The sequence below is a fragment of the Neochlamydia sp. EPS4 genome, from assembly GCF_000813665.1.
Taxonomy (GTDB): domain Bacteria; phylum Chlamydiota; class Chlamydiia; order Chlamydiales; family Parachlamydiaceae; genus Neochlamydia.
Genome location: NZ_JSDQ01000088.1, coordinates 1 through 1,135 on the forward strand (window position 1 = coordinate 1; position 1,135 = coordinate 1,135).

Annotated in this window: 1 protein-coding gene; it reads right to left on the reverse strand. The window is 40.7% G+C overall.

Annotation, left to right across the window (positions count from 1 at the left end):
• On the reverse strand, positions 1–1,135 hold a 1,135-nt coding region (locus DB42_RS11015), incomplete at both ends, for a leucine-rich repeat domain-containing protein (RefSeq protein WP_080502812.1).

A 1,135-nucleotide genomic window follows, 5' to 3' on the forward strand; every position in this document is an offset into this window, starting at 1 on the left:
ACCCCCATTTAAAAAGTACTTAAGCCATTCTACAATTGAAAACGCTGCCTTATTTTTTTCTACAATATCTTTCAAAGGATTTGCCGCTAATTCAATCTTGGTAAGCTGAGACAATTGACCTATTTCTGCAGGCAGAGTGGTGAGCTGGTTTTGATTTAAGTAAAGCCATTGCAGCTCAGACAGCTGCCCCATTTCTATAGGCAGAGCGGTGAGCTGGTTTTGATTTAAGTTAAGCTCTTGCAGCTGAGACAGTTGCCCGATTTCTCCAGGAAGGCTGGTGAGTTGGTTTTCGCCTAAGAGAAGCCGGGTCAGCTGAGACAGCTGCCCGATTTCTGCAGGAAGGCTGGTGAGCTGGTTGCGATATAAGTAAAGATGTTGCAGCTGAGACAGCTGCCTAATTTCTGCAGGAAGGCTGGTGAGCTGGTTTTGGCTTAAATTAAGCCATCGCAGCTGGGACAATTGACCTATTTCTGCAGGCAGAGCGGTGAGCTGGTTTTGACTTAAATCAAGCCATTGCAGCTGAGGTAGCTGCCCGATTTCTGCAGGCAGAGCGGTGAGCTGGTTTTGTTCTAAGTAAAGCATTCGCAGCTTAGATAACTGGCATATTTCTGGGGGTAAATAAGTCAAGCCTGCTTTAGATAAATTTAGCGAAGTTAAATCTTTACAATTTCCTTCAATCCAATGTTTAAAAAGCTCTCCTTTTTTTTCTAGAGGCAAGTGCTTAATTTCTTCTCGGCCCAAGTATTCTTCCCCACCAGGAAGTTTTTTCCAAAGTAAAAGGCGATTAATATCCAGCAGATAAGAGAAGTAGTTAGTTAAAGTAAAATATTTCTTTTCTTCAGTCTTCCATTTAAATTCTAGAGGAGAGTGCTTACTTTCTTCTCGGCTCAAGTATTCTTCCCCACTAGGAAGTTTTTTCCAGAGTAAAAGGCGATTAATGTTCAGCAGATAAGAGGAGTAGTTAGCTAAAGTAAAATATTTCTTTTCTTCAGTCCTCCATTTAAATTCTAGAGGAGAAAGAGAACTAGCTGAAGTAAAGATTTGCCTAAAAATTGCATTTACCTTTGCTGTTTCAGAAAGCCTACTTTCCAGCTTATAAATCCTATCTAAGATAAAAGCCTGCTTGTTAATATCT